This window comes from Achromobacter animicus (assembly GCF_040775605.1).
In the GTDB taxonomy this organism is placed as follows: domain Bacteria; phylum Pseudomonadota; class Gammaproteobacteria; order Burkholderiales; family Burkholderiaceae_B; genus Achromobacter; species Achromobacter animicus.
Map to the genome: position 1 here is coordinate 1,091,707 of NZ_JAYGJK010000001.1, position 23,478 is coordinate 1,115,184.

18 protein-coding genes are annotated in these 23,478 nt (G+C 66.7%); 9 read left to right on the top strand and 9 right to left on the bottom strand.

Annotation, left to right across the window (positions count from 1 at the left end):
• Positions 1–21 precede the first annotated feature (21 nt).
• Together AB3147_RS04860 and AB3147_RS04865 are read right to left on the bottom strand one after the other, a co-directional pair.
• Entirely contained in the window at positions 22–678 is a 657-nt protein-coding gene (locus AB3147_RS04860; protein WP_367351495.1) for a gamma-glutamylcyclotransferase, read from the bottom strand.
• A gap of 2 nt (positions 679–680) precedes the next feature.
• On the bottom strand, positions 681–1,889 hold the full coding sequence (locus AB3147_RS04865; protein ID WP_367351496.1) for an MFS transporter: 1,209 nt from the start codon (positions 1,887–1,889) through the stop codon (positions 681–683).
• Positions 1,890–2,203: 314 nt separating this feature from the next.
• Between AB3147_RS04865 and AB3147_RS04870 the strand changes: the two genes are divergently transcribed.
• The 4 genes from AB3147_RS04870 to AB3147_RS04885 all read left to right on the top strand — a co-directional run bounded on the left by AB3147_RS04870 (position 2,204) and on the right by AB3147_RS04885 (position 8,312).
• A complete protein-coding gene (locus AB3147_RS04870) occupies positions 2,204–3,388 on the top strand; it encodes an efflux RND transporter periplasmic adaptor subunit (RefSeq protein WP_218344945.1) in 1,185 nt (394 codons plus the stop codon).
• Position 3,389: 1 nt separating this feature from the next.
• Positions 3,390–5,348 (top strand): MacB family efflux pump subunit, encoded by a 1,959-nt coding sequence (locus AB3147_RS04875; protein WP_175123247.1) that lies wholly within the window; start codon positions 3,390–3,392, stop codon positions 5,346–5,348.
• A 5-nt stretch (positions 5,349–5,353) separates the two neighbouring features.
• Positions 5,354–6,778, top strand: a complete 1,425-nt coding sequence (locus tag AB3147_RS04880; protein WP_367351497.1) for an efflux transporter outer membrane subunit — start codon at positions 5,354–5,356, stop codon at positions 6,776–6,778.
• Between the two features lie 685 nt (positions 6,779–7,463).
• Positions 7,464–8,312 (top strand): tRNA threonylcarbamoyladenosine dehydratase, encoded by an 849-nt coding sequence (locus tag AB3147_RS04885; RefSeq protein ID WP_370633072.1) that lies wholly within the window; start codon positions 7,464–7,466, stop codon positions 8,310–8,312.
• Between the two features lie 91 nt (positions 8,313–8,403).
• Here AB3147_RS04885 and AB3147_RS04890 read toward each other — a convergent pair whose 3' ends face one another.
• From AB3147_RS04890 to AB3147_RS04900, 3 genes are read right to left on the bottom strand one after another with little or no spacing between them, the layout of a single operon-like run.
• Positions 8,404–8,715 (bottom strand): non-heme iron oxygenase ferredoxin subunit, encoded by a 312-nt coding sequence (locus AB3147_RS04890; protein WP_218344942.1) that lies wholly within the window; start codon positions 8,713–8,715, stop codon positions 8,404–8,406.
• A 14-nt stretch (positions 8,716–8,729) separates the two neighbouring features.
• A complete protein-coding gene (locus AB3147_RS04895) occupies positions 8,730–9,203 on the bottom strand; it encodes an aromatic-ring-hydroxylating dioxygenase subunit beta (protein ID WP_175123243.1) in 474 nt (157 codons plus the stop codon).
• 1 nt (position 9,204) lies between these two features.
• The gene (locus AB3147_RS04900; RefSeq protein ID WP_218344941.1) at positions 9,205–10,464 is read right to left on the bottom strand and encodes an aromatic ring-hydroxylating dioxygenase subunit alpha; all 1,260 of its coding nucleotides are present in this window, start codon (positions 10,462–10,464) and stop codon (positions 9,205–9,207) included.
• Positions 10,465–10,677: 213 nt separating this feature from the next.
• Between AB3147_RS04900 and AB3147_RS04905 the strand changes: the two genes are divergently transcribed.
• Entirely contained in the window at positions 10,678–11,580 is a 903-nt protein-coding gene (locus AB3147_RS04905; RefSeq protein WP_175138834.1) for a LysR family transcriptional regulator, read from the top strand.
• A 22-nt stretch (positions 11,581–11,602) separates the two neighbouring features.
• Here the strand turns inward: AB3147_RS04905 and AB3147_RS04910 are convergent, their stop codons facing one another.
• From AB3147_RS04910 to uvrA, 3 genes are all read right to left on the bottom strand, one after another.
• On the bottom strand, positions 11,603–12,235 hold the full coding sequence (locus AB3147_RS04910) for an aminotransferase class IV family protein (RefSeq protein WP_175138833.1): 633 nt from the start codon (positions 12,233–12,235) through the stop codon (positions 11,603–11,605).
• 104 nt (positions 12,236–12,339) lie between these two features.
• Positions 12,340–13,476 (bottom strand): aminodeoxychorismate synthase component I, encoded by a 1,137-nt coding sequence (locus tag AB3147_RS04915; RefSeq protein WP_367351498.1) that lies wholly within the window; start codon positions 13,474–13,476, stop codon positions 12,340–12,342.
• Between the two features lie 6 nt (positions 13,477–13,482).
• Complete coding sequence (uvrA, locus tag AB3147_RS04920; RefSeq protein WP_367351499.1) at positions 13,483–19,278, bottom strand: excinuclease ABC subunit UvrA; 5,796 nt, start codon at positions 19,276–19,278, stop codon at positions 13,483–13,485.
• A 228-nt stretch (positions 19,279–19,506) separates the two neighbouring features.
• Between uvrA and AB3147_RS04925 the strand changes: the two genes are divergently transcribed.
• The 4 genes from AB3147_RS04925 (at position 19,507) to AB3147_RS04940 (ending at position 22,281) form a co-directional block, all read left to right on the top strand.
• Positions 19,507–20,292: an IclR family transcriptional regulator gene (locus AB3147_RS04925; RefSeq protein WP_367351500.1), complete on the top strand. Its 786-nt coding sequence runs from the start codon at positions 19,507–19,509 to the stop codon at positions 20,290–20,292.
• A 22-nt stretch (positions 20,293–20,314) separates the two neighbouring features.
• A complete protein-coding gene (locus tag AB3147_RS04930) occupies positions 20,315–20,965 on the top strand; it encodes a bifunctional 4-hydroxy-2-oxoglutarate aldolase/2-dehydro-3-deoxy-phosphogluconate aldolase (protein ID WP_367351501.1) in 651 nt (216 codons plus the stop codon).
• Entirely contained in the window at positions 20,958–21,890 is a 933-nt protein-coding gene (locus tag AB3147_RS04935; protein WP_367351502.1) for a sugar kinase, read from the top strand. Before AB3147_RS04930 ends, AB3147_RS04935 begins: the two co-directional genes overlap by 8 nt.
• A gap of 262 nt (positions 21,891–22,152) precedes the next feature.
• Positions 22,153–22,281: a hypothetical protein gene (locus AB3147_RS04940; RefSeq protein WP_006226408.1), complete on the top strand. Its 129-nt coding sequence runs from the start codon at positions 22,153–22,155 to the stop codon at positions 22,279–22,281.
• 86 nt (positions 22,282–22,367) lie between these two features.
• Here AB3147_RS04940 and AB3147_RS04945 read toward each other — a convergent pair whose 3' ends face one another.
• The gene (locus AB3147_RS04945; RefSeq protein WP_175123229.1) at positions 22,368–23,333 is read right to left on the bottom strand and encodes a LysR family transcriptional regulator; all 966 of its coding nucleotides are present in this window, start codon (positions 23,331–23,333) and stop codon (positions 22,368–22,370) included.
• Positions 23,334–23,478: the final 145 nt, after the last annotated feature.

Genomic DNA, 23,478 nt, shown 5'->3' on the forward strand with positions numbered 1-23,478 from the left:
CGCCTGCTTGCCCCGTGGGCGTCAGGGACCTTCGGGCAGCGGGTGGCCGTCCAGTTCCAGCCGGCGTGCGATCGCGTCGAGCCGGGCGTCGTGGATGCCGGCGGACCGCAAGGCCTGGGCGGTCTGCACCACATAGTCCGTGCACGGGCCGTAGCGTCCCGCCGCGCGGCGCACGATCTCCAGCAGTTCCGGCTCGGGCAGTGCGCGGATATAGGCGGGATTGCTGCGGTTCATGATGAAGACCAGTGCGCGGACGACCCCTTCGTCCGTGGCGCAGTTGATCCAGCGGGGCAGGTAGGCGCCCGTGGACATCTCGCGTTCCCAGAGGGCGGGAAAGTAATTGGGGACCTGGTCGCCGGCCAGGCGGTAGACCACACCCCGGCAGGAACCGCCGCGATCCAGTCCAAACACCAGGCCGGGGCATTCGGGCGTGCCGCGGTTCACCCGCGACCACAGGCAAAGCGCCCGGTGGTGGCCGCGCAGCGTGGCCAGGCGCCGTTCCTGGAAGTCAAAATCCGGCCGCCAGATCAAGGATCCGTACCCGAATACCCATACGTCTTCCCCGGCCTGCCAGTGTTGGAGCGCATCGTCGAGCGAGGCTTGGCGTTCTTCTGCCGTCCAGAGCCGGAAGGGCAGGGACGCGCCGGAGATGTCGGAGGGGGAGGACTGCTTGTTCACAACTACGTTTTCCGTTCAGGCTCGTGCGGAGGATTTCGATTGGCCCAGCCCCCGGCCATCAGCGCCACGGAATAGGCCCAGAAAAGCGGGGCAACGCCAATTACCGCACCCAGCGCGCCGAAGGTCAACGGCAGGGACACCTGCGAGCCGTTGATCAGCGCCATGCGCAGGCCCACGGCTTCGGCGGCGCGGCCCGGCGGCGAGTATTGGTGCAGCAGGGACAGCATGCTGGGTTGGCAACAGCCCAGCGCCAGTCCCAGGATGAAAGACAGCACGATCAGGACAGTAACGTCGGTGAACAGCGGGTAAAGCACAAAGTCGATCGCCGCGGTGGCCATGGCCACGCGCACCAGTGTCCAGGATCGCACCCGGCGCTGGATCAGCGGCAAAGCCAGCCGGATAACGAAAGTTGCCGCCGCGAATGACGCAAGAATGACGCCGATGGTGGTGGCGGACAAGCCAATCGCCACGCCGAAGATCGGTACGACGAACAGGTGGGTATCCCACGCGCCGGACAGGATGGTGTTCACCATCAGGACACGGCGCAAGGCGGGCACGGCGAGCAATTCGGTCACCCGGCGGCGCTGGGCCTCTCGCACGCCGGTGATGGCAGCGTCGACGGCCTTCAACTGATGGCGCAGCGCATACAGGCCGATTCCCGAGAGCAGGGGCCCGACGGCGAGGAGGCCGAAGGCCGTGCGCGTACCCAGGTGGTCAATGGCCAGACCGGCGATCAAAGGACCGGAAAATCCCGACCCTGCCAGGGCCAATGACATGAACGAGAAATTGCGCAGCCGCTTTTCGGGTTCGGCGTGTCCCAGCAGATCCTGCGTGGCGACCTGATGCAGCATGAAGCCGATGCCGATGCAGCAGGACGCCACCAGCAGCGCGGACTGGGTTTGTGAAATAGAGGGGAGTAGCGTGCCGAAGGCCACCAATGTGGTGCCGATGAACAGCGGACGGACGATGCCGACCCGGTCCACCCAGCGACCCGCGCGGACCGAAAACAGCATGGGCAGCACGGCAAACACCGCCACCAGCGTGCCCACCGTGAATGTGGACAGCCCCATCTGAAGCGCCGTCAGGGAAACGGTGATCCGTCCCCCGGTCAGCGCCACATGATTCATCATTGCCAGCAGGCACAAAAGCACCGCCCCGGAAAATTCCGGGGAACTGGATGGCGAGGAGGGGGATCTGTTGGAGGTAGACACGGCTTAACTGCATTCATTCTGTTCGTAACGTCCGGCTATGTCGAGGCGATGCGATTTTGCGCTGCAGCGGACAGTGACTAGTCACATTGCGAAGTTAACGGTCTCTACCGGACAAGTCTCGCGCTTATTCGGCAAGATGACGGCACGTTCGCGGCAGGTGCGGTAAAACGGTTCCGCAACCGTCCTGGGATCGTTGTATCGTTCACGCAACGGAACACGTCCGCCCGGCGCAATTCACCTGCGAATTACGCCGCTTGTTTGCAGCATTACCGGCGCCGCCCGTGGCGCCTTGCCGTTCCCATCGTCCAGGTTCAATGAAAAAGTCCCGCAGCAAGTTCAAGCGCTACGTCCTGATAGCCGTCATCCTCCTGCTTCTTGTCTTCGGTGCGCGCGCCGCATTCTTTTCGGCGCCGCCGCCGCCTACCTTCGCCGTGGCCGAGGTGTCCCGCGCGGACCTGGAAGACAGCGTCCTGGCCAGCGGCACCATCGACGCCATCGAACGCGTCAGCGTCGGTGCGCAGGCCACGGGCCAGCTCAAGTCCCTGAAGGTGGAACTGGGCGATCGCGTCAAGAAAGGACAACTGGTCGCCGAGATCGATGACCTGACCCAGCAGAACGAGCTGCGCAACGCCGAAGCGGCGCTGCAGACGCGGCGCGCCGAGCGGGCGGCCAAGGTCGCCACGCTGAAGCAGGCCGAACTGGCGTTCAAGCGCCAGCGCATGATGCTGGCGGCCGACGCCAGCTCGCGCGAGGCCTATGAAACCGCCGAGGCCACGCTGGCCGTGACCCGTGCCGAGATCGCGTCGCTGGACGCGCAGATCGCGCAGGCCGAGATCCAGGTGGACACGGCCCGGGTCAACCTGGGTTACACGCGCATCGTCTCGCCGATCGACGGCATGGTGGTGGCGGTGGTGACCAAAGAAGGCCAGACGGTCAACTCCATCCAGAGCGCGCCCACCATCATCAAGGTGGCGCAGGTGGACACCATGACGATCAAGGCGCAGATCTCCGAGGCCGACGTGACGCGGGTCAAGCCCGGGCTGCCGGTCTACTTCACGATCCTGGGCGAACCGGACGAGCGCTACCGCGCCACGCTGCGCGCGGTGGAACCGGCCCCGGATTCCATCCAGAAGGATGACGCGGCGTCGTCGCTGACGTCCTCGACCAGCACCTCCACCAGCGCCGCGGTCTACTACAACGGGCTGTTCGACGTGCCCAACCCCGACGAGAAGCTGCGCATCTCGATGACGGCGCAGGTCTTCATCGTGCTGGGCGAGGCCAAGGGGGCGGTGGTGGTGCCGGCGTCGGCGCTGGGCAAGCGCGGCGCGGACGGGCGCTACGAGGTGCGCGTGGTGCTGGACGGCAACAAGACCGAGACGCGCCAGGTCCGCATCGGCATGAACAACAATGTGCAGGCGCAGGTGCTGGAAGGCCTGGAGGTGGGCGAACGCGTCGTGTCGGCGGATTCGTCGCCGGCCGCCGCCAAGCCGGGAGCCTGACATGAGCGGTCCGCTCATTTCCCTGTCGGGCGTGCGCCGCGAGTTTCCGGCGGGCGACCAGACGATTGCGGTCCTGAAAGACGTCAACCTGACGATCGAGGCGGGCGAGATGGTCGCGATCGTGGGGGCGTCCGGTTCGGGCAAGTCGACGCTCATGAACATCCTGGGCTGCCTGGACCGGCCCACGCGCGGCGATTACAAGGTCGACGGCCGCAGCACGGGCGAGCTGGACCCGGACGAGCTGGCAGAGCTGCGCCGGGAGCACTTCGGGTTCATCTTCCAGCGCTATCACCTGCTGGCGGACCTGAGCGCGCAGGGCAACGTGGAGGTTCCGGCCGTCTACGCGGGCAAGCGCCGCGAGGCGCGGCTGGAACGGGCTTCGGCCTTGCTGGCGCGGCTGGGCCTGGCCGATCGTTCGGAGCACCGGCCCGGCCAGTTGTCCGGCGGTCAGCAGCAGCGCGTGAGTATCGCGCGGGCGCTGATGAACGGCGGCGACATCATCCTGGCCGACGAGCCCACGGGCGCGCTGGACACGCATACGGGCCAGGAGGTGCTGCGCATCCTGGAAGAACTGAACGCGGCGGGACACACGATCATCATCGTCACGCACGATATGAACGTGGCGCGCCACGCGCAGCGCATCATCGAGATCAGTGACGGCGAGATCGTCGCGGACAAGCGCAATCCGGACGCGCCCCGCCATCAGACGGCATTGGACGAGGCCCCGGCGATGGCCCAGCGGCCGGCCTGGCAGGCGTATCTGGACCGCTGCGGCGAGGCGCTGCGCATGGCGCTGCTGGCGATGAACGCGCATCGGCTGCGCACGTCGCTGACGATGCTGGGCATCATCATCGGCATTGCGGCGGTGGTGTCGGTGGTGGCGCTGGGCGAGGGCTCGCGGCGCAAGATCCTGGAAGACATCAGCGCAATCGGCACGAACACGGTTGAGGTTTTTCCGGGTAAGGATTTCGGCGACGAGAAGGCGGTGAACATCCGCACGCTGGTGGCGGCGGATGCCGAGGCGTTGGCGCGCGAGTCGTATGTGGACAGCGTGACGCCGGAAGTGGGCACGAGCAATACGCTGCGTTACCGCAACGTGTCGGTGAATGGGTCGATCCAGGGCGTGGGCGATCAATACTTCCGGGTGCGCGCGATCAAGCTGGCCGAGGGCAAGTTCTTTGACGAGACGAGCGTGGCGCGCCGTGCGCAGGAAGTGGTGATCGACGAGGGCACGCGGCGTGCGCTGTTCGGGTCGCATACGGAGCCCATCGGGCAGGTGATCTTCCTTGGGTCGATGCCGGCGCGCGTGATCGGGGTGACGCAGAAGAAGGACACCGTCTTTGGCAGCAATGATTCGCTGAACGTGTGGATTCCCTATACGACGGCGCTGTCGCGGGTGCTGGGGCAGCAGCACCTGAAGAGCATCACGGTGCGCGTGAACGACGCAACGCCGCCGGCCGCCGCCGAACAGGCCATCGTGCGGGTGCTGACGCGCCGGCACGTAGTGAAGGACTTTTTCGTGTTCAACACGGATGCGGTGCGCAAGACGATCGAGCGCACGACGGCGACGATGACGCTGCTGGTGTCGCTGATCGCGCTGATTTCGCTGATGGTGGGGGGGATCGGGGTGATGAACATCATGCTGGTGTCGGTGACCGAACGCACGCGCGAGATCGGGGTGCGGATGGCGGTGGGCGCGCGGCGCAGCGACATCATGCAGCAGTTCCTGATCGAGGCGGTGCTGGTGTGCCTGATCGGCGGGGCGGTGGGCATCCTGTTGTCGCTGGGCTTGGGCGTGCTGGTCAGCAAGGCGACGGGCGGCTCGTTCCAGATGATCTATTCCACGGCATCGATGGTGGCGGCATTCACGTGCTCGACGCTGATCGGTGTGATTTTTGGCTATCTGCCGGCGCGCAACGCGGCGCGCCTGGATCCCGTCGAGGCGTTGGCCCGGGAATGAGGAAGATGAAAGCAGTTTCTCTTGTGTGCAAACCGCTGGGCGTGGCGCTGTTGCTGGCGCTGGGCGGGTGCGGTCTGCTGCGTACGGATTACGAGCGGCCGGCGGTAAGTGTGCCGGCGTCCTGGACTTATGCGGGGGCGGGCGCTGATGCGGGCGCGCAGGCTTCGCTGGCCGATGGAGGCGACTGGTGGCGCAATTTCGATGATCCGGTGCTGAACAGGTTGGTGGAGACGGCGCTGGCGCGCAACAACGATCTGGCGGCGGCGGCGATCCGGGTGCGGCGGGCGCAGTATCAGGCGGGATTGGCGGATGATCAGCTGATGCCGCAGTTTGGCGGGGACGCGAACGTGTCTCGGGTGCGCAATCTGTATGGGGATCGCGCGATCACGCGGGCCAATTCGGCCGAGCTGACGGTGAGCTATCAGGTGGATCTGTGGGGCAAGCTGGCGCGCCAGCGGGATGCGGCGCAGTGGGAGGCGCTGGCGACGGAGCAGGACCGCCAGGCCGCGGCGCTGTCGCTGGTGGGGACGACGGCGACGTTGTATTGGCAGACGGCGTTCATCAACCAACGCATCGCCAGCAGCGAGGAGAGCATTGCCTACGCGCGGCGCACGCAGGATCTGGTGCGGGCGCAGTACGCGGCGGGCGGGGCGTCGGCGCTGGAGTTGGCCGAGGCGGAGCAGACGGTTGCCAGCCAGGAGGCGGCGCATGCGTTGCTGGTGCAGCAACGGGTGGAGTACATCAATGCGTTGACGATTCTGTTCGATGGGCCGCCGGATCGCATTACGGCGGATCCGATGCGGTTGCCGTCGAGTGCGTTGCCGGAGGCGCGGGCGGGGGTGCCAGCGGAGTTGCTGGGGCGGCGGCCGGATCTGCGGGCGGCGGAGCTGCGGTTGCGGGAGTCGCTGGCTACCGTGGATGCGACGCGGGCTAGCTTTTATCCGCCGGTGACGTTGACGGGGGCGTTGGGGAGTTCTAGCCCGACGTTGTCGGATGTGTTGAAGAATCCGATCGGGACGTTGGGGGCGGGGTTGACGTTGCCATTTCTGCAATGGAACCAGATGCAGCTCAATATCCGGATTTCGAAAGCGGATTTTGAGGAGCGGGTGGTGACGTTCCGGCAGGCGCTGTACCAGGCGATGGCGGATGTGGAGAATGCGCTGTCGAATCGGACGCAATTGTCGATTCGTGCTGAGCAGCTGGATCTGTCGTTGCGGGCGGCTCGGGAGGCTGAGCGGCTGTACGAAGTCAGGTATCGGGCGGGGGCGGTGCCGCTGCGGGATTGGCTGGATGCGCAGGAGAAACGGCGGGTGGCTGAGGTGGCCAGCGATGAGAATATGCTGAATCGGTTGGTGAATCAGGTCACGGTTTATCAGGCGCTTGGCGGGGATGATGTGGTGGCTGTCGAAGGTGATGGGCGGCGGATGTGAGGTTTTCAGCCGGCCGGCGCATCGATTTTCGGCGAAAGTCGGGGGCGGGTGTCGGTTGCGGTTCTGGTGGCGCTCGGCGGGTGTTTTGGGTGTCGATTGCGGTTCTTGTGGCGCTTGGCGGGTGTTTTAGGGGTCGATTGTGGTTCTTAAGACGCCCGGCGTGGCGTCGGCCTGGGGCGCGCGGGGCTACGATTGCGGTCCGGAGCCTTCGCTCCGGACTGCCCCTTCGTCATCGTCGTTGTCGCCTTCGGCGACTGCCTTCCGATTCCCTCGGGCGCATCTACACGCCCCGCGCGCCCCAGGCCGACGCCGCGCCGGGCTCGGGTGGTTTCAGCTTGGCGGGCGCTGGGGCGGGTTGAGTTCTTAAGGTTCTTGGCTGCGCTTGCGCGGGTTTGAAGCGTCTTGCGGGGCCCGCGCCCGGTTGGCCGCGCGGGCGGCCTCCGGGCGCTTACGCGGTGTCTTGCGTCGGAGGATGACGCTTCGCGCTTGCGGTGGGCGGCGGCGCGTTGCCTCCGGTGTCTGACACCCTGTCCGCGGGTCCCTCTGGGATCTGGACTGGCGGCGAAAAGTGCGCCGGTGTCTGACACCCTTGGGGCACATCCGCGGCATGACTGCAGTCTCCGCAGGGTGTCAGACACCTTGTCCGCGTGACTTGGGCGGGTAGGCTGGCGGCTGCTGCCATAAAATGCGCTCCATGAACTCGCCCGAACTCATTCCTGAACCCGCCGATCTTGACCGTCGTTTCGGCGCGCTGTCGCGCCTCTATGGTCCTGACGCGCCCTCCCGCATCCGCAATGCCCACGTTGCCGTCGCCGGCCTGGGCGGCGTGGGGTCGTGGACCGTCGAGGCGCTGGCGCGGTGCGGCGTGGGGGCGTTGACGTTGATCGATCTGGATCACATCGCCGAGTCCAACGTCAATCGGCAGATCCATGCGTTGAGTTCGACGCTGGGGCAGTCGAAGGTGGATGCGATGGCTGAGCGGGTGTTGGCGATCAATCCGGAATGCCGGATCACGCGGGTGGACGACTTCGTGTCGCCAGAGAACGTGGGCGAGGTGTTGCCGGGGCCTTATACGGTCATCATCGACTGCACCGATCAGGCGGCCGCGAAGATCGCGATGATTCTGCATGCGCGTGCGCTTGGCGTGCCGATGCTGCTGTGTGGCGGCGCGGGCGGGAAGACGGATCCGTTGGCGTTGCGGGCGGGGGATCTGTCGGGGGCGGTCAATGATGCGTTGCTGTCCAAGCTGCGCAACAAGTTGCGGCGTGAGCATGGGTTTCCGCGGGCGTCGGACAAGAACGGCAAGGCGCTCAAGCGGGTGCCGAAGATGGGCGTGCATGCGTTGTGGTTTGACCAGCCGGCGATTTTGCCGGATGCGTGGACCAGGCCGCTTGAAGGTGAAGATGATATGGGCGCGTCGGGTCTGAACCTGGCGCCGCAGGGCTTGTCGTGCGCGGGCTATGGGTCGGTGGTTACCGTGACCGCCGCCATGGGCATGGCGGCGGCGAACGAGGCGTTGCGGCTGGCGGTTTGAGGGCCGCCGGGGCGGCGGCGCCTCAATTTCTGAGCGCTGCGGTGCGTCAACGGACTGGCGTCTTGTGGTCGCCGCGCCCAGCGTCAGTAAATCAAAGCGCCACGAACACGACGCCATCCTCAATACGCACCGGATAGGTCGCGATGTTCTCCCGCAGTGGCGAGCACAGCGCGCGGCCGTCGCGCACGTCGAAGCGGCCCTGGTGCAGCGGGCATTCGATTTCGTGGCCGGTCAGGAAGCCGTCGCACAGCCTGGCATTGCCGTGCGTACAGAGATTGTCGGTCGCGTAGACCTGGCCTTCGACGCCGTATAGCGCGATTTCTTTTCCGCCTGCCTCTATGGCGATGACGTCTTCTTCGGGGACTTCATCGCGTTCAATCGCCTTTGTCCATTGCACAGTCATTGTTCGTCTCCGGGTCAGATGGGATAGATCAGCGAGTTGGGGATCAGCTCGCTGTCGAAGATGCACAGCCGCGATTCGAATTTGAGACCGTCGGGGGTCTGGCGGATCACGTCGAGGTAGCGGCCTACGTTGAAGACGGTGGTGAGCTGGCTGGGCTTGGTGCGGAAGATGGCGTAGTTGGCTTCGGACTCGATGCGGTCGTCCTGCGCCAGCAGCACGCGGGGGGCGCCGACGACGTGGCGTTGGTAGTAGGGGTCGTGGAAGATGGTTTCGGTGGCGCCGTAGATGCGGTCCTTCAGCATGCCGCGGCTCTCGAACGCCATGGTCGCCAGCGGAAATCCGCGTTCGTAGTTTTCGCGCGGCAGCACTTTGTAGATGCAGTCTTCCGTGAAGAAGTCGGGCCACTTTTCCCATTCGCCGGCGTCCAGGGCGGCGGCGTAGTCGGTGTACAGGCGGGTGAGTTGGTAGTAGCGCGGAAAGTCCAGCATGTCACGCCTCCATCACGCGGCGCCAGTACGCGTACATGCCGCGTATCAGCGTTTCGGTGACCATGTGATCGGTGTTTTCGGCGGTTTTTCCGCCGAGTTCGGCGACGCTGCGGTGCCAGGGCTTTTGTTCGAAGCCGGATTGCGAGAATTCGATGACTTCGCCGTCGTCGGCGGACACGAAGCCGGCGGGGCCGAAGAGGTTGGCCTGGCGCAGGCGGCGCTGGGTCATTTCGGGGGTGTCGTCGGCAAAGCCGAAATGCGTCCAGACGAAGTCGAAAGCGTCGTGGCCGACGGGCTGGATGTGGCGGGTGGACAGTGAGTTCACCTGCTGCTGCATGATGACGCTAGGGAACAGCGTCATGAGCACGGCGGTGGGGCCGTTCCACCAGGGTTCCTGCACGATGTCCAGGAAGCGGTCGTCGTTCAGCGACATCTGCTCCTTGAAGCTGGACACGCCGCTGGTAACGGTGCTTTTGCCGCCCTGGCCGCGTGTGGAGATCATGGCGGCGTGGCGGAAATGGCGGTCCATCTTCAGTTCGGACCGGTTGTCCGCGCGCCATAGGCCGAAGGTGACGAACCAGGTGTGCAGGAGGCCGGGGTGATAGGGGTCTTTGATGTTCTCCTGCATCAGCTTCCAGTTGCCGGGAATGCGCTGGCGGCTGTAGCCGTGGATCACCAGTTCGCGGCCGTCGAAGACGCGGTCGAAGTAATGCGCGATGTCGGGGCCCAGGTAGTCTTCGAGCGGCTCGACGTCGTGGTCGAAGGACGCAAAGACGACGCCGTTGCGGCAGGCGACCGCCAGTTTTGTCAGGCCGTGGTCCTCGGGCTTGAAGTCGGGCGGCATGCCGCCGTTGACCTTGCCGTCCTGCTTGACCCCGCGGCGGAAGGGCACGCCGATCAGGTTGCCCTGCAGGTCGTAATTCCACTGATGGTACGGACAGACGAACTCAGTACGGTTGCCGGCGCGTTCGCGGCAGAACTGCACGCCGCGATGGGCGCAGACGTTTTCCACGACGCGCACTTCGCCATCGTTGTCGCGCAGCAGGATGACGGACCGCTCGCCCACGACCGTGCGTTTGAAGTCGCCGGGATTCGGGATTTCGGCCTCGAGGCCGACGTAGCTCCAGTGGCCTTGGTAGAAGAAGCGCTCCAGTTCCCGCTGGTGCAGCGCGGCGTCGGTGTAGACGCCGAACGGGATGCGATGGGAACCGTCGCCTTGCCAGGGCGGGACGAATTGGACGGGGTGTTCGGGGGCGTTCATGGACGGCCCCAGCTACAGGACGTGGCGATGCGATGCGTGCGGACGCGCATGATTTGTCTCCATTTTTCAGCTGGCCGCATGGCGGCCGGGCAGCGCCTTGCGCGGCATGGGCGCAGGCAGTTTTTCCGCATCTTCGGGCAGGGCGCCAAATTAATAAATAGAATCTGGCTTATTACATAAATCACCAGAATCAATATTGGTGGAGACAGCCGCATGAACCTGAAAGACGTGGATCTGAATCTGCTCGTCGTCTTCAATGAATTGCACAAGCATGGCCGGGTGTCGGCGGCGGCGGAAAGCCTGGGGATTTCGCAGCCGGGCGTCAGCAATGCGCTGAGCCGGCTGCGCAAGCTGCTGGGCGACGAGTTGTTCCTGCGGACCTCGCGCGGCATGGTGCCGACGCCGTATGCCGAGAGCCTGGCTCAGCCGATCGCCGATGCGCTTTCCGCGCTGCAAGGCACGCTGAACGCGCGCGTGGCGTTCGATCCGGCGCGCAGCGAGCGGTCGTTTGTGATCGGGGTGAACGACGTGGGAGAGACCTACTTTCTGCCACGCCTGATGCGGGCGCTGGATCAGGTGGCGCCGGGCGTGACCATCCGCACGGTGCGCACGACGTCGATCGACGTGCGCGACGAAATGGAGCGGGGCCGCATGGATCTGGCCATGGGCTTTCTGCCGGGGTTGAAAGGCGGGTTCTTTCAGCGCCGGCTGTTTCGCCAGCCCTATGTGTGCATCTTCCGGCAGGACCATCCGCTGGCGCGCTCGGGCGTGTCGGCCAGGCAGTTTCGCGCGGCCGAACACGTGGCGATCGTGTCCGAGGGCACGGGCCACGGCGTGGTGGACGAGGTGATCGCGCGTGCGGGCATCCGCCGCCGGCTGCGGCTGACGGTGCCGCACTTCATGGCGGTGGGGCCGGTGCTGCAGGCCACCGACATGATCGCGGTGGTGCCGCAGCGCTTTGCCGACTGCGCGTGCGGCCCGTTCGGCCTGGCCGCCGCGCCCTGTCCGGTGAAGATTCCGGAGTCGGTCATCAACGTGTTCTGGCACGCCCGCAACCACCGCGAAGCCGCCAACCAGTGGCTCCGGCAGGTGGTGGTGGACGTGTTTGCCGATTGAGCGTCAGCGATCAGGACGGCTGTCAGGCGTCGCGGAATGTCACCGTGAACCATCCGCGCAGCGCATTCGACAACCGGATTTCGTCGGCTGCATGCAGGTCCGCCAGCGTCAGGACGCGTTCCTTCGTCTTGCCGTCGTCGAGCAGTTGCGCGCGCTGCACGCCCGGCAGGCAGCCGCTGTCCACGGGCGGGGTGTACCAGACGTCGCCCAGGCGCAGGTATACGTTGCTGCGGCTGCCTTCGCAGAGTTCGCCGCGTTCGTTCAGATAGACCAGATCGAAGATGTGCGGATGCGAAGGCAGCCATTCGATCGTCTTGGTGTACCAGGGGCGGTGCGTGGTCTTGTAGCGCAGCAGCGGTTCGGAGGAGCGCAGCGCCTCGGGCGCCAGCATGACTTCCTGGTGTGCGGGCAGGGGCGGCAGGACGGCGGTCTGGATGTGGCGGCTGCCGTCGCGCGCGACCAGGAGGCGCAGGCGGTGGGGGCCGGCGGAGCCCAGGGACATGACGGCGACGAGGATGTCGCCTTCGACATCGCGGCCGCCCCAGACATAGCCCAGCGCCTTGCATGACGCTTCGAGGCGGTGGAGGTGGCGCGCCAGCAGCGGCACGTTGCCGGTCGCTTCAACCAGGATGGTCTCGATCAATTCAGGTTGCATGGGACTCTCCTGGGATAAGGCGCGGGGCCGGCTGAGTGGGGCCGCGCCAGGCCGGGCTGCGCGGGCCGCGCTCTATGCTACTACCGGCCGTGGGGTTTGCGCCGTCAGGCGCGCAGGATGCGGGCCTTCCAGTGGCATTCCTGCCATTCGCCGGCCGGCTCCGAATCGTAGACGATGCCGCCGCCCACGCTGTAGACGCCGTGGCCCTGCTGGTCCAGGACCAGCGTGCGGATCGCGACGTTGAGCGAGAAGTCGCCATCCGGGGCCAGCCAGCCGATGCTGCCGCAATACAGACCGCGCGGGGCGGTTTCCATTTGCCGGATGCGGCGCATGGCCGCGACTTTCGGCGCGCCGGTGATCGATCCGCAGGGAAAGAGGGCGTGCAGCACGTCCGACAGCGTGGCGTGCGGCGCGGTGGCCGACACGGTGGACGTCATGGTCCAGACCGTGGGGTATCGCTCCAACGAAAACAGCGCGTCGACCTTCACCGAACCCGGCTCGGCCAGCCGTCCGAGGTCGTTGCGCAGCAGGTCCACGATCATCAGGTTCTCGGCGCGGTTCTTGTCGCTGGCCAGCAATTCCTGGCCCAGGCGTTCGTCCTCGGCCGGGTCGGCATGTCGCGGTGCGGTGCCTTTCATGGGCCGGGTCGTCAGCCGGGCGCCCTCGCGCCGCACGAATAGCTCGGGCGAAAACGACAGCACCGTGCGATCGCCGTCCTGGATGTAGGCTGCGTGCGCGACCGGATTGCGCGCCGCGATGCGGCGGTACAGCGTGGCCGGATCGCCCTGGAAGCCGACGTCGAGCGGCTGCGTGAAATTGACCTGATACAGCTCGCCGTCCCGGATCAGGCCGCGAATGGCGTCGATCTGGCACACGTAGGCGGGCTCGGTCATGCGCGGTACGGGCAGGCTGATGGACGCTGTGGGCGCGTCGGCGTCCGGCGCGTCCCACGGCGCTTCGTCGATCTTGCGGTCGAACACCAGCGCGGTCAGGCGAGGGCGCCCGTCGTCGCGCGGCGGCGTCCACGGCCCGGCCGGCGCGGGCCGGGTGGCCTCGGGCAGTAGCCATTCGCCCAGCTCGTAGTCCAGCAGCAGGGCAATCCAGCGGCCTTCGCGCCGCGCGGCGTCGATGGCGGCCAGCGCCGGGGCGACCTCGGCCGCGGCGCGCGCCTCGATCCGGTCGCAAAACCCGTCGAGGCGCAGCGCGCGACCGGCAAGCCGGTCTTCAAAACGGCAATCCATGGTGCGTTACCGCTGTTGTTGCGCAAGGAACTCCGTCAGGACCCGGCCGGTGTGGGAATGATCGGCCAGCGTCATCACGTGCTCGGGCGAGCCTTCGCCCACCAGTTGCCCGCCGCCCGTGCCGCCTTCGGGGCCCAGGTCCAGCAGCCAGTCGGCTTCGGCGATGACGTCCAGGTTGTGTTCGATCACCACCACCGTGTTGCCGGCTTCGACCAGGCGGTGCAGCACGTGGATCAGCTTTTCGACGTCGGCCATCGACAGGCCCACCGTGGGCTCGTCCAGCACGTACAGCGTGTGCGGGATGCGCGAGGCGCGGCCGGTCTTGATCAGGCCGTCGGTCAGGCGGGCCTTGGACAGCTCGGTCACCAGCTTGATGCGCTGCGCCTCGCCGCCCGACAGCGTGGGCGACGGCTGGCCCAGCGTCAGGTATCCCAGCCCCACGTCCTGCATCAATTGCAGCGGACGGTGGATCTTGGGATGGGCGGCGAAGTAGCCGATGGCGTCGTCCACTTCCATGGACAGCAGCTCGCCGGCGTTCTTGCCGCGCATCTGCACGCTGAGCGTGTCGTTGTTGAAGCGCGCGCCGTTGCACGCGTCGCACGGCACCTTCACGTCGGGCAGGAAGTTCATCTCGATGGTGCGCATGCCCTGGCCTTCGCAGATCGGGCAGCGGCCATCGCCGGTATTGAACGAGAAGCGCGCCGCCGTCCAGCCGCGCATGCGGGCCTCGCGGGTGTCGGCGAACTGCTTGCGCACGTCGTCCCAGAAGCCCACGTAGGTGGCCGGGCACGAGCGCGGCGTCTTGCCGATGGGCGTCTGGTCCACTTCCAGCACGCGGTCGATGGCTTCCCAGCCCTTGATGCTTTCGCAGCCCGCCCAGCCCGGCGCCTTGCCTTGCGAGACCGCCTGCGTCAGGTTGTCCAGCAGCACTTCGCGCGCCAAGGTCGATTTGCCGGAACCGGACACCCCGGTCACCACGCTCAGGCGGCCCACCGGAATGCGCGCATCGACGCTGCGCAGGTTGTGCAGGCGCGCGCCGCGGATCTCGATCATGGGCGTGTCGGCCTCGACCGGACGGCGGCCCTGCAGCGGATGCGCCAGCGGCGTCTTCAGGTAGCGGCCGGTCACGGATTCAGGCGCGTCGATCACGTCCTGCACGGTGCCTTGCGCCACCACGCGGCCGCCGCGGATGCCCGCGCCCGGGCCGATGTCGATGACGTGCGAGGCGCGGCGGATGGTGTCGTCGTCGTGCTCGACCACCACCAGCGTGTTGCCGTTGCCTTCCAGCCGCGCCAGCGCGTCCAGCAGGATGCGGTTGTCGCGCGGGTGCAGGCCGATGGTGGGTTCGTCCAGCACGTAGCAGACGCCCTGCAGGTTGGAGCCCAGTTGCGCGGCCAGCCGGATGCGCTGCGCCTCGCCGCCGGACAGCGTGGGCGCGGCGCGGTCCAGCGCCAGGTAGTTCAGGCCCACTTCCTGCATGAAGTTCAGGCGGCCGCGGATCTCGGCCAGGATGTCGCGGGCGATCTCGCCTTCGCGGCCGCGCGCCACCAGTCCGGTAAAGAAGGTGTGTGCGTCCGACACCGGCAGCGACGCCAGTTCGGCAATCGACTTGTCGCGCCAGCGCACGGCGCGCGCCACGCGGTTCAGCCGCTGGCCATCGCATTGCGTGCAGGTCTTGGCCTCGCCTTCGTACCACGCGTTCCAGGCGGTTTCCTCGCCGGTCTGCTCTTCGTCAAAGCCCTGCAATTGCAGGCCCGTGCCGTAGCAGCCCGTGCACCAGCCGTGCTTGGAGTTGTACGAGAACAGGCGCGGATCGGGTTCGGGGAAGCTGGTGCCGCAGGACGGGCACGCGCGCTTGACCGAGAAATGCTGCTGCTGCAGTTCGCTGTTCAGCGCCTCGTGAAGCTTGTTGACGGGCCAGACGACCGACATCACGCCCTGGCCGTTTTCCAGCGCGCTCTTGACGGCGGCGCGCAGGTCGGCCTCGTTGGCCGGGTCCACCACCACATCCGCCACCGGCAGTTCGATGGTGTGTTCCTTGTAGCGGTCCAGGCGCGGCCACGGCGCCACGGGAATGAATTCGCCGTCAACGCGCAGATGGGAATGGCCCTTGGAGCCCGCCCACTTGGCCAGATCCGTGTAATAGCCCTTGCGTGCGGTGACCAGCGGCGCCAGCAGGCCGATGTGCTCGCCCTTGTGCTCGCGCAACAGGCGCGCCACGATCTGGTCGGTGTTCTGGGGTTCAACCGCGACATTGCAGTCCGGGCAGTATTGCGTGCCCAGTTTCACGTACAGCAACCGCAGGAAGTGATGGATTTCCGTCATCGTGGCCACGGTGGACTTGCGGCCGCCGCGGCTGGTGCGCTGTTCGATCGCCACGGTGGGCGGGATGCCGAAGATGGCGTCCACATCCGGCTTGCCGGCCGGCTGCACAATGGCACGCGCGTAGGCGTTCAGCGATTCCAGATAACGGCGCTGGCCCTCGTTGAACAGGATGTCGAAGGCCAGCGTGGACTTGCCCGACCCCGACACGCCCGTGATGACGGTGAACTTGTCGTGCGGAATTTCGACGCTGATGTTCTTCAGGTTGTGTTCGCGCGCGTTGCGGATTTCGATGGCCATGCTGCCCTGGCGGCGTTCACGCACCAAGGATTGCAGCGGCGTGCCCGCGCCGGCGCCGTACTCGGCCTGCGGCTCGGCGATGCGCGCGGTCAGGCCGGCCTGTTCGGCCTCCTGCGCGTCGGCATCGCTGCTGACGATGACGTCGGCCTTGCCGCCCGCGACGGTATCGACGGGCAGGATGCTGACTTCATAGTCGCGCAGGGCGGCGCCCGTATGCGACTTGGGGTTGTCCATCAGGTCCTGCGGCGTGCCCGTGCCGAGCACCAGGCCGCCGGCGTCGCCGCCTTCGGGACCCAGGTCGATCAGCCAATCCGCGGCGCGAATCACGTCCAGGTTGTGTTCGATGACCAGCAGCGTGTGGCCGGCGGCCAGCAGCTTGCGGAATGCGCGCATCAGGCGCGCGACGTCGTCGAAGTGCAGGCCGGTGGTGGGTTCGTCGAACAGGAACAGGCTGCCCTTCTTGGCGACCTTGGCGGTGGAGATGCCGCTGCGCGCAGCCTCGGCCAGGTGGCCCGCCAGTTTCAGGCGCTGCGCCTCGCCGCCCGACAGGGTCGGCACCGGTTGCCCCAGCCGCACGTATTCCAGGCCCACGTCGGCCAGCGGCGCAAGACCGGTCTGCACGTCGCGCAAGCCCTTGAAGAAGTCCAGCGCCTCGCTGACGGTCATTTCCAGCACCTCGTCGATCGAGGCGCTCTTGCCCAGGTGTTCGACGCGCACTTCCAGGACTTCGGGGCGGAAGCGCTTGCCGTCGCAATCGGGGCAGCGCAGGTACACGTCGGACAGGAACTGCATTTCGACGTGTTCGAAGCCGGTGCCGCCGCAGGTCGGGCAGCGGCCGTCGCCGCCGTTGAAGCTGAATGTGCCCGCCGTGTAGGCGCGCTCACGCGCCAGCGGGGCCTGGGCAAACAGCTTGCGGATCGCGTCGAACGCGCCGACGTAGCTGGCTGGGTTGGAGCGCGCGGTCTTGCCGATGGGGGTCTGGTCCACCATGACGACGTCGGCGATCTGCTCGGCGCCGAGCAGACGGTCGAAGGCGCCCGGCGCTTCCGACGGCTTGCCCTTCTGCTTGAGCAACGCGGGGTAGAGCACGTCCTGCACCAGCGTGGATTTGCCCGAACCGGACACGCCGGTCACGCAGACCAGGCGGCCCAGCGGCAGCTCGACAGAGACGTTCTTCAGGTTGTGCGCATTGACGCCTTCCAGCAGCAGGCGCGGCGTGTTGGCCGCCACCGGCATCGGACGCGGCGCTTCCACACGCAGTCGGCCGCCGAGATAATCGCCGGTCAGCGAGGGCGCGGCGCGCAGTTGATCAGGCGTGCCGTCGAAGACGATGCGGCCGCCCCGTTCGCCGGGACCGGGGCCGATGTCGATGATGCGGTCCGCGGCCACCATGACCTGCGGATCGTGCTCCACGACCACCAGCGTGTTGCCGGCGTTGCGCAGGCGGTGCATGACTTCGACGACGCGGTGCATGTCGCGCGGGTGCAGGCCGATGGAGGGCTCGTCCAGCACGAACAGCGTGTTCACCAGCGAGGTGCCCAGCGCGGTGGTCAGGTTGATCCGCTGGACCTCGCCGCCCGACAGCGTGCGGCTCTGGCGGTCCAGCGTCAGGTAGCCCAGGCCCACGTCGCACAGGAATTTCAGGCGCGCGCGCACTTCGGTCATCAGCAGGTCGGTGGCGGCGTCCAGCGCGCCCGAGAACGACAGCGTGTCGAAGAATTTACGCACCCGCTCGATCGGCAGCAGCATCACGTCGTGCAGCGACAGGCCGTCCAGGCCGTTGAGCTGCTCGCGGCTCCAGGTGGTGCCGACCGGCATGAAGCGCTTGTAGCGGCCGTCTTCGGGCGGCAGCACGGCGTCGGCTTCATCCTTGTTGCCCAGGCGCCAGAGCAGGGCGTCGGGCTTCAGTCGCGCGCCGTTGCAGCTGGGGCAGGGCGTGTAGCTGCGGTACTTGGACAGCAGCACGCGCACGTGCATCTTGTACGACTTGGTTTCCAGCCAGTCGAAGAAGCGCTGCACGCCGTACCACTGGTGCTTCCAGGCGTCGTTGCCGCCCTTCCAGTCGGGTGTGCCGTACAGCACCCAGCGCTTGTGCTCGTCGCTCATGTCCTTCCAGGGCACGCCCAGCGGCACGCCCGCGCGCGGGGCGTACTTTTGCAGGTCGTCCTGGCATTCCTTGTAGGACGGCGTGGTCCACGGCTTGATGGCGCCTTCGAGCAGGGTCTTTTTCTCGTCGGGGATGACCAGGCCGAAGTCGATGCCGATCACGCGGCCGAAGCCGCGGCAGGCCTCGCAGGCGCCCAGCGGCGAATTGAACGAGAAGCTGCTGGGCAGCGGGTCGGTGTATTCGATGTCGCAATCGGCGCAGTGCAGCCGGTCGCTGTACTTCCAGATGTGCGCGTTGCCGCCGTCGGCGTCCATGGCGTAGACGGCGATGTGGCCGGCGCCCATGCGAAGCGCGGTGTCCAGCGCTTCCATGATGCGTTCGCGCTCGGTGCCGGCGAAGCGGAAGCGGTCCTGGATGACGTGCAGGATGCGGCGTTCCTCGGTGGCGGCCTTGGCGGTCTTCGTGGCCTTGGCCTTTTTGGCGCCCTTGGCGGGGGCGGCGGCGCGGGGCACGGCGGTTTCTTCGGCGTGCACGCGGGTGTAGCCCTGCTGCTCAAGGAAGCCGCGCACTTCGTCTTCGGTGAAGTTGGCCGGCACGGCGATCGGGAAGGTCACCACCAGGCGCGGGTCGCCCACGGTCGCAGCGCGCTCGGCCAGCGAGTGATAGACGGATTCCGGCGTGTCGCGCCGCACCAGCTTGCCGCAGCCGCGGCAATAGAGCTTGGCGCCACGCGCGAACAGCAGTTTCAGGTGATCGTTCAGTTCGGTCATCGTGCCGACCGTGCTGCGCGAGCTGCGCACCGGATTGGTCTGGTCGATGGCGATAGCGGGCAGAATGCCCTCGATGCGGTCCACCTGCGGCTTGTCCATGCGGTCCAGGAACTGGCGCGCATAGGGCGAGAAGGTTTCCACGTAGCGCCGTTGGCCCTCGGCGTAAAGGGTGTCGAAGGCCAGCGAACTTTTACCGGACCCCGACACCCCGGTGACGACGACCAGTTCGCCGGTGGCGATGGTCAGATCGAGGTTCTTGAGATTGTTCTGGCGGGCGCCAACGATGCGGATATGGGAGCTCATGGACGGTATCGTAGCCTGACGAAGGGAGCATGCCGGCGCGGCGATCCATCGCTGGTTCCGGGCGCGTCGATATGGAATAATTGACTATATTGTGAGGCGCATGTCCATATGGTGGACAATCGGCGCCTCGGTAGCTGTACAAATAAACAGTATCGCAGATTCGTCTGATATTCGCGCTTGCCGCGTTGCGGATCTGGCCTGGGCTATCGCATGTATTTGGGGACATGAGTGCAGGAATCCAAGGTCGCGGGCGCGGCAGCGTTCGGAAAATTCATGGCGGTGATGCAGGCGGTGGCCGATGCGCCGCAGCCGCCGACGGCCGCCATGCTTGCCCGTGACTGCGGCTATCCCCGTCCTACCGTCTACCGCATCCTGGCGGCACTGGCCGAACAGGGGATGGTCACAGAATCCAGCGGCGCATATCGCCTGGGGCCGCGCCTGATGTCGCTGGCCAGCAAGGCATGGTCCCAGTTCGATCTGCGCGCCGCGCTGGCGCCCGAACTGCAGGCGCTGCGCGACCAGACCGGCGAAACCGTCCATCTGGCCGTGCCCGCGGGCCACGAGATGATCTACATCGACAAACTGGAAAGCCCCGGCCCCGTGCGCATGGTGTCGCGCGTGGGGGCGTCCGTCGCGCTGCATTCCAGTGCCGTCGGCAAGGCCTATCTGGCCGCGCTGGACGAGCCCGCGCGCGAGCGCCTGCTGCACGCGCTGCCGATGCCGGCCCGGTTGCCCGCCACGCTGACCAGTCTGCCCGCGCTGCGCGAGGCGCTGGGCGTGGCGGCTCAGCAAGGCTACGCTGTCGACAACGAGGAAAACGAACCCGGCATCGTCTGCTACGGCGTCGCGCTGTGCGACGGGGCAGGGCGTCCCGTCGCGGGCGTCAGCGTCAGCACGCTGCTGTTCCGCCGCCGCGGCGATCCGCAGTCCGCCTATATCGAACCCTTGCTGCGGCTGCGCGACGCCGCCGCGGCCAAACTCGCCGTCCTGCCGGTAACGTCCGGCGGCGCCTGATCGTCAGCCCCAGAGGAAATCCATGACCGCAACCGCTGCTCCCACCGCCTCCAAGCTTGCCGCCCTGTTGGCCGCCCGCGTCGTGCCCGTCCTGCGCTACACCGACGCGGCCGCCGCGGCCTATGCCGCCGAAGTCGCGGTGTCGGCCGGCTGCACCACGCTGGAACTGACCTGGACCATTCCGAACGTCACAGATCTGGTGCGCGCGCTGCGCGACAAGCACGGCGCCAGCCTGCTGCTGGGCGTGGGCACCGTGCTGGACGAGTCGCAGGCGCGCGAGGCGCTGGTGGCGGGCGCGGACTTCCTGGTGTCGCCCGCGCTGGCGCACGAGATCGTGGATATGGCCCACGCCGCCGACGCGCTGTGCATGCTGGGCGCGTTCACCCCGAGCGAAGTCCTGGCCGCGCGCCGCGCCGGCGTGGACGTGGTGAAGGTGTTCCCGGCGGACACCGGCGGCCCCAAGCACCTGGCCGCGCTGAAGTCGGTGTACCCGGACACGATCTTCTGCCCCACGGGCGGCATCACGCAGGAAAACATGGGTACGTATTTCGCGGCCGGCGCCGGCCTGGTCGGCATCGGCAGCAACCTCTACGACAAGGCCGCCTTCGCGTCGCGCGACACCGCCGCGCTGGTGGCGCAGATCAGCCGGACCCGCGAGGCCGCTCATGGCTGACTTCGACATCGTCGCGCTGGGCGAGCCGCTGGTCGAGCTGAACCAGACGCACGACGGCCAGCGGCAATACCTGCAGGGATTCGGCGGCGACACCTCCAATGCGGTGATCGCAGCCGCCCGCCAGGGCGCGCGCTGCGCATACCTGACCCGGGTCGGCAATGACACCTTCGGCAAGCAGTTCCTGGACCTCTGGCTGAACGAGGGCGTCGACACGTCCGGCGTAGAGGTCGACGATGACGCGCACACCGGCCTGTACTTCGTGCAGCACGGACCTGACGGCCATGCTTTCAGCTATCTGCGGCGCGGCTCGGCCGCCAGCCTGATGACGCCGGCCAGCCTGGACGCGGGCCTGATCGAACGCACGCGTTTCCTGCACGTATCGGGCATCAGCATGGCGATCAGCACCACCGCCTGCGATACGGTCTTCGCCGCCATCGAGCGCGCGCATGCCGCTGGCGCGCAGGTCAGCCTGGATTCCAATCTGCGGTTGCGCCTGTGGCCCGTGGACCGCGCCCGCGCCATCCTGCGCGAAGCCATGCGGACGGCGGACGTGTTTCTGCCCAGCATGGACGACATGCAGCACCTGACCGGCAACGACGACCCGGAGCGCACGCTGGACTGGATTCGCGACGGCGGCGCGCCGGGCGTGGTGGTGCTGAAACTGGGCAAGGACGGCTCCATCATCGACGACGGCCGCAGCCGCACGGCGATGCCGGCGCTGCGGGTGCAGGCCGTGGACGCGACCGGCGCGGGCGACTGCTTTGCCGGCAGCCTGCTGGCGCGGCGTTGCCAGGGCGATGCCTGGGAAGACGCCGTGCGTTATGCCAATGCCGCGGCGGCGCTGTCCACGCTGGGCTACGGCGCGGTCGATCCGCTGCCGCGGGCGGAGCAGGTGTGGGAACGGCTGAAGGAAACGTCGGGCTGAGCGCGGCAGGGCGGCGGTGCAGCGGGTGAGACGGACGCGGTCCGGCCATATTGCGCCGCGCGTTGGCGCCTTGGCGTATCCGCCGCCGATTTGTCCCTGGTTGTTTCAGGCGGTGCGTAAGCCCCGGCTGGCGCCCTTGAAATCCGCCCATTGGCGTCCGATTCGGATTTCAGGCTAAAATGCCAAGTTATCCGAATTTTTTCCGCCAGTCCGGTTTCCGGTTGTGCGGGCCACTTTCCGCAAATTCAACAGGAGAATCAACATGGCTGAACGCAAACGCGTGCGTCGTAACACCCTGGAACGCCGTTGCCTGGGCAAGGCTTTCAAGCGCTTGTTCGTCAAGTCGCCCAAGGGCGTGTTCAAGATGCTGGAAAAGATCAAGCGCGTCTAAATGATGCGTTCGGCCGGCAGGTCTTCGGACCCGCCCGGCCTGATCAAAGAAAAACCGCAAGGCGCGAGCCCTGCGGTTTTTTTTCGTCAGGCTTGCGGGGCCCCGAGCTTGGGCCGGATGAAATCCATGAACGCGCGGGTCTTGGCCGGCTGGATGCTGGAAGGGAAAACCACATAGATCGAGATCGGATCCACCGACCAGCCGGGCAACACGCGCCGCAGCGAGTTGCGCTGGATGATCGGTTCCAGCGCCAGGCAATGCGGCATGCGCGTGATGGCCAGGTCCAGACCGGCCAGCGTGCCCGCGATGCTCATGTTGTTGGCGGCCAGATGTCCGTGCACGGCCACGCGCTGCGAAATCGCGCCGTTATTCAGCGTCCAGTACGAATGGGCTTCGTCGATGGTCGTGCGCAGGCACTGGTGCTGCGACAGATCGGCCGGCGTCTGCGGCTCGCCATGACGTGCGATATAGCTGTCGGACGCGTACAGATGCGTTTCCAGCGAAACCAGCTCGTGCACCACGGCGCCCTCGATGGCGCGATGCGGCGTGCCGTTGCCATTGCCGTTGTCGGCGGAGGCGCCCGGATAGTCGGCTTCGCGGCCGAACCGCAGCACGATGTCGAACGGCGTGCCCTGTGCGTCGGAGGCCGTCATCATGCTCAGGTCGAACTCGCATTCCACTTCGGGATAGCGATCGGTGAAATCGCTGATGGTCTCGGGCAGCAGCCAGATGGCCAGGCTGTACGGCATGGAGACGCGCAGATTGCCCGACGGGCCGCCTGACAATGACAGCAGTTGCTCGTGCGCCAGGCGGGCTTCATCGATGAGGCCTTGGCACCGGCGCATGTAGGCCGCGCCCGCGTCGGTCAGATCCAGCCGGCGCGTGTTGCGGTTGATGAGCCGCAGCCCGATCGCGCGTTCCAGTTCGTTGATCCGCCGCGACAGCGTCGACGTCGGCATGTCCAGCGCGCGCGCGGCCTGGCTGAAGCTCTTGCGCTTGGCAACCTCCACGAACAAGGCGATGTCATTGAGCTGGACGGTCGAGGCTTCCATAGGCGTTCCGAATTGGGCCGCCCGAGTTTACGCCACGATGCCCTGCGGCCAACGTCCGGCGCCGCGCACGGCAACAAAAAAAACCGCACGGTTTGTCAGATTTGATTGCAAATTCCAAAGCCGTGGAATCGGTTCCCCGAGGCAT

Bases quoted from the DNA above. Each gene is read 5' to 3' on its own strand.
- AB3147_RS04885 (WP_370633072.1), top strand. From the start codon at position 7,464: ATGCGCTCCATGAACTCGCCCGAACTCATTCCTGAACCCGCCGATCTT.
- AB3147_RS04900 (WP_218344941.1), bottom strand. From the start codon at position 10,464: ATGAACGCCCCCGAACACCCCGTCCAATTCGTCCCGCCCTGGCAAGGC.
- AB3147_RS04910 (WP_175138833.1), bottom strand. From the start codon at position 12,235: ATGCAACCTGAATTGATCGAGACCATCCTGGTTGAAGCGACCGGCAAC.
- uvrA (WP_367351499.1), bottom strand. From the start codon at position 19,278: ATGAGCTCCCATATCCGCATCGTTGGCGCCCGCCAGAACAATCTCAAG.
- AB3147_RS04870 (WP_218344945.1), top strand. From the start codon at position 2,204: ATGAAAAAGTCCCGCAGCAAGTTCAAGCGCTACGTCCTGATAGCCGTC.
- AB3147_RS04915 (WP_367351498.1), bottom strand. From the start codon at position 13,476: ATGGATTGCCGTTTTGAAGACCGGCTTGCCGGTCGCGCGCTGCGCCTC.
- AB3147_RS04875 (WP_175123247.1), top strand. From the start codon at position 3,390: ATGAGCGGTCCGCTCATTTCCCTGTCGGGCGTGCGCCGCGAGTTTCCG.
- AB3147_RS04935 (WP_367351502.1), top strand. From the start codon at position 20,958: ATGGCTGACTTCGACATCGTCGCGCTGGGCGAGCCGCTGGTCGAGCTG.
- AB3147_RS04940 (WP_006226408.1), top strand. From the start codon at position 22,153: ATGGCTGAACGCAAACGCGTGCGTCGTAACACCCTGGAACGCCGTTGC.
- AB3147_RS04895 (WP_175123243.1), bottom strand. From the start codon at position 9,203: ATGCTGGACTTTCCGCGCTACTACCAACTCACCCGCCTGTACACCGAC.
- AB3147_RS04890 (WP_218344942.1), bottom strand. From the start codon at position 8,715: ATGACTGTGCAATGGACAAAGGCGATTGAACGCGATGAAGTCCCCGAA.
- AB3147_RS04880 (WP_367351497.1), top strand. From the start codon at position 5,354: ATGAAAGCAGTTTCTCTTGTGTGCAAACCGCTGGGCGTGGCGCTGTTG.
- AB3147_RS04930 (WP_367351501.1), top strand. From the start codon at position 20,315: ATGACCGCAACCGCTGCTCCCACCGCCTCCAAGCTTGCCGCCCTGTTG.
- AB3147_RS04945 (WP_175123229.1), bottom strand. From the start codon at position 23,333: ATGGAAGCCTCGACCGTCCAGCTCAATGACATCGCCTTGTTCGTGGAG.
- AB3147_RS04905 (WP_175138834.1), top strand. From the start codon at position 10,678: ATGAACCTGAAAGACGTGGATCTGAATCTGCTCGTCGTCTTCAATGAA.